Below are 3,972 nucleotides of genomic sequence, written 5' to 3' on the forward strand. Positions count from 1 at the left end.
AAAAACAGACCATTCTGGCGGCGGGCGCAGGGGCAAGCACAAAAACCGTTGACCCCGAAACAGACCGCATCGAGCGTGTATTCAACGTAAAAAGTATTGAAGATTACATCGGTCGCATCGATGAAATGATAGAACGAAAAAAAGTGGGTTTACCCCAAGGAGGTAATGTATGATCCAGTTAGTAAAAGGGACAAAAGATATTTACGGTGCTGAGGTAAAGGCTTGGCAGGAAATCGAAGGCAAAATGAGACGCATCTGCGAAACATTCGGCATCGGCGAAATGAGAACACCTATGTTTGAATTTACAGAACTGTTTGCCAGAGGCGTAGGCGAAACAACAGATATCGTACAGAAAGAAATGTACACATTCACAGACGACGGTGACAGAAGCCTGACACTGCGTCCCGAAGGTACAGCAGGCGTGGTTCGTGCTTATATCGAACATGGCATGCACAATCAGGCACAGCCTACAAAGCTGTACTACATCAACCCCACATTCCGCTGTGAAAACACACAGGCAGGCAGACAGAGACAGTTCCACCAGTTTGGTATCGAAATGCTGGGCTCCTACAGCGCGGCACAGGATGCGGAAGTAATCTCCGTAGCCATCACACTGCTGGAAGAAATGGGCGTGCAGGGCGTAGAACTGCGCATGAACAGCTTGGGCTGTCCCGAATGTCGTGCGAAATATAACAAGGCGCTGAAGGAATTCATCGGTCAGAATCTGGATAAACTCTGCCCTACCTGCAGAGAAAGATTCGGCAAGAATCCTCTGCGTGTGCTGGACTGTAAGGAAGAATCCTGCCAGCATATCGTAGCCAATGCACCCTCCGTACTGGATTGTCTGGATGAAGAATGTACTGCACACTTCCAGAAAGTACAGGATATTCTGACAGCAAACGGCATTGCATTTACGATCGATCCTAAGATCGTTCGTGGTCTGGACTACTATACAAGAACTGTATTTGAATTCGTATCCAACGGTCTGACTCTTTGCGGCGGTGGCAGATACGATAATCTGGTAGAAGAAGTGGGCGGCAAACCTACAGGTGCCGTTGGTTTCGGCCTGGGTATCGAAAGACTGATCATGATTCTGGAAAGACAGAACGGCGAGATCGAAGAAGTACCCGAAAGAGATGTTTACATTGGTTCTATGGGGGAAGCTGGTCTGCTGAAAGCACAGTCTCTGGCATTTGAGCTGAGAAAAGCAGGCATCAAGGCTGACTGTGATACGGTAGAAAGAAGCGTAAAAGCACAGATGAAGTATGCAAATAAGATCGGTGCAAAATATTCCGTGATCCTGGGCGATTCCGAACTGGAAAGCGGCAAAGTGGAACTGAAAGAAATGGCAACAAGCGAAAAAACAGAAATCGCACTTTCTGATCTGGTTTCCATTATGAAAGAAAAATGTGCGAAATAAAAACATAAAAACAGCACAAACTAAGCCTCAGAAGGAAGAGACTCCTTTTGAGGCTTCCTTTTTGCACAAAGAAAAATCACTTTTTTCATCAAAGATGGTGCATAGATGAAAAACTTTGAAAATCCTTGTATTTCCAAAAGGAAAGTGCTAATATGATACGATAAATGTATTATGTCTTCGGGCAGACACCCGAGGTTTTGAATCAAGGAGGATACATTATGAAAGTTGTGATCGTTGGGGACGGTAAGGTTGGCGGTACCATTGCCAGACAGCTCTCCGGTGAAGGACATGACATCATTGTGATCGATAATAATACAAAGGTTTTGAGCCATGCTTCCAATACCATGGATATCATGAGCGTGGAAGGCAACGGCGCCAGTATGGCAGTGCAGAAACGCGCGGGGGCACCCGGCGCGGATCTTCTGATTGCGGCTACCTCTCTGGATGAGGTCAATATGCTCTCCTGCTTGGTTGGCAAGAAGGTTGGCGTTAAGAATACCATTGCCCGTGTGCGTAACCCGGAATATTACGAACAGATCAGAGAATTGAAGGAAGAACTGGGGCTGAGTATGGCAGTAAACCCTGAACTGGCGGCGGCCAATGAAATTTCCCGTCTGCTACGTTTTCCTTCTGCCCTGAAAATCGAATTGTTTGCCCGCGGCCGTGTGGAACTGGTTGAAATCAAGATCGCACCCCACAGTGTACTGGATGGTATGCCTCTGTGGGCGATTTATAAGGAATTTCAGGTAAAAGTCCTGATCTGTGCGGTACAGAGAGACGGCGAAGTTTTTATCCCCAGCGGTGATTTTGTGCTGCAGGCAGGGGATAAGATCAACCTGACAGCACCGCATATGGAAATTGCGAAATTTTTCCGTACCATCGGTATTTTCCGTACCGGCGTAAAATCCGTTATGATTCTGGGCGGCGGTCGTATGGCTTATTATTTGGCGAAGGATCTTCTGTCCATGCATGTGCGCGTAAAGATCATTGAAATGGATCATAGCCGCTGTGAATATCTTTGCGAAATGCTGCCTGAAGCAGTCATCATCCATGGCGACGGTACGGATAAGGAACTGTTGCAGGAAGAAGGTCTGGAAAAAACAGACGCGCTGGTCTGCCTGACGGGTATGGACGAAGAAAATATTGTTGTTGCCCTCTATGGTAAGGCAAGAAAGGTATCCAAGGTCATTGCGAAGATCAACCGAATTTCCTTTGATGAAATTCTGGACAAGCTGGACATTGACGGGTTTATTTCCCCGAAAACCATTGCGGCAAGCAATATCGTCCGTTATGTTCGTGCCATGCAGAATTCTGCAGGCAGCAGCAATGTTGAAACATTGCATAAACTGGTAAATGAACAGGTAGAAGCACTGGAATTCAAAGTGCGGGAAAAATCTCCTGTGGTGGGTATTCCTCTGAAGGAAATGAAAACGAAGCCCGGTGTGCTGGTTGCGACTATTATCCGCGGCAATCGTATTATCATTCCCGGCGGTAATGATTCCATTGAGATCGGGGACAGTGTGATCATCGTAACGATGGAGAAACTGATGGATCTGAAGGATATCCTGAAATAAATTTTGAGACTGGTGAAAAAGTATGAATTATAATATGATCGCCTACCTGTTAGGCAATATTCTTCATATCGAAGGCATACTGCTTTCTGTGCCGATCCTGGTGGCCTTCTATTATCAGGAAGAATTTACGGCAACTGCCTTTATTGCATCTGCCATCTACTGTCTGGTGGCCGGGACGATCCTGCAGTGCCGCGAACCGAAGGATAAGCGGATCTATGGCAGGGAAGGCTTTGTCGTAGCGGCCCTTTCCTGGATCGTTATGTCTTTTTTCGGTGCTATGCCGTATTATCTGACAAAATCCATTCCGGGTTTTATCAACTGCTATTTTGAAACCGTGTCTGGTTTTACCACAACGGGTGCGACGGTTCTGACAGAGATCGAACATCTGGATAACGCGATTTTATTCTGGCGTTGTTTTACTCATTGGATCGGTGGGATGGGGATTCTGGTCTTCATGTTGGCAGTTATGCCTTTGAGTGATGACAGAACGATGCATCTGATGCGAGCGGAAGCCCCCGGGCCTCTGGTTTCCAAATTGGTGCCCCGTGTAAAATCTACAGCAAAGCTGCTGTATATCATTTATGTGGTACTGACGGTAGTGGAGATCGTTCTGCTGTATGCAGGGGGGATGTCCCTTTTTGACAGTATCATCCATGGCATTTCTACAGCCGGTACAGGCGGTTTTTCTAATAAGAATGCCAGCATTGCAGCCTATAACAGCAGATATTTTGAGTATGTCATTGCGATTTTTATGCTGCTGTTTTCTGTCAACTTCAATCTGTATTATCTGATGGTCATGCGGGATTTCAAGAATGTCTGGAGAAATGAAGAACTGCGCATCTTTGTGTTTATCGTTCTGTTGGCAACAGGGCTGATCACATGCAATATCTATGATTATTATCCCACTTTGGAAGCGGCATTCCGCCATGCCATCTTCCAGGTAGCAGCCATCATGAGTACCACCGGTTTTGTTACGGC

At 46.5% G+C, this 3,972-nt stretch carries 3 protein-coding genes; all 3 read left to right on the top strand.

What is annotated here, in order from left to right:
- Window positions 1-169 precede the first annotated feature (169 nt).
- Window positions 170-1,420: a histidine--tRNA ligase gene (hisS, locus tag ACJMLT_RS09065; protein ID WP_405729754.1), complete on the top strand. Its 1,251-nt coding sequence runs from the start codon at window positions 170-172 to the stop codon at window positions 1,418-1,420.
- 218 nt (window positions 1,421-1,638) lie between these two features.
- Entirely contained in the window at window positions 1,639-2,994 is a 1,356-nt protein-coding gene (trkA, locus tag ACJMLT_RS09070) for a Trk system potassium transporter TrkA (RefSeq protein WP_405729757.1), read from the top strand.
- Window positions 2,995-3,016: 22 nt separating this feature from the next.
- Window positions 3,017-3,972: TrkH family potassium uptake protein (locus ACJMLT_RS09075; protein WP_405729760.1), on the top strand; the 956-nt coding region annotated here is incomplete at its 3' end.

Source organism: Anaerotignum sp., assembly GCF_045122575.1.
Lineage (GTDB): Bacteria > Bacillota > Clostridia > Lachnospirales > Anaerotignaceae > Anaerotignum_A.

Excerpts from the sequence above, each read along its gene's own strand:
- hisS (WP_405729754.1), top strand. The coding sequence starts at position 170 with ATGATCCAGTTAGTAAAAGGGACAAAAGATATTTACGGTGCTGAGGTA.
- trkA (WP_405729757.1), top strand. The coding sequence starts at position 1,639 with ATGAAAGTTGTGATCGTTGGGGACGGTAAGGTTGGCGGTACCATTGCC.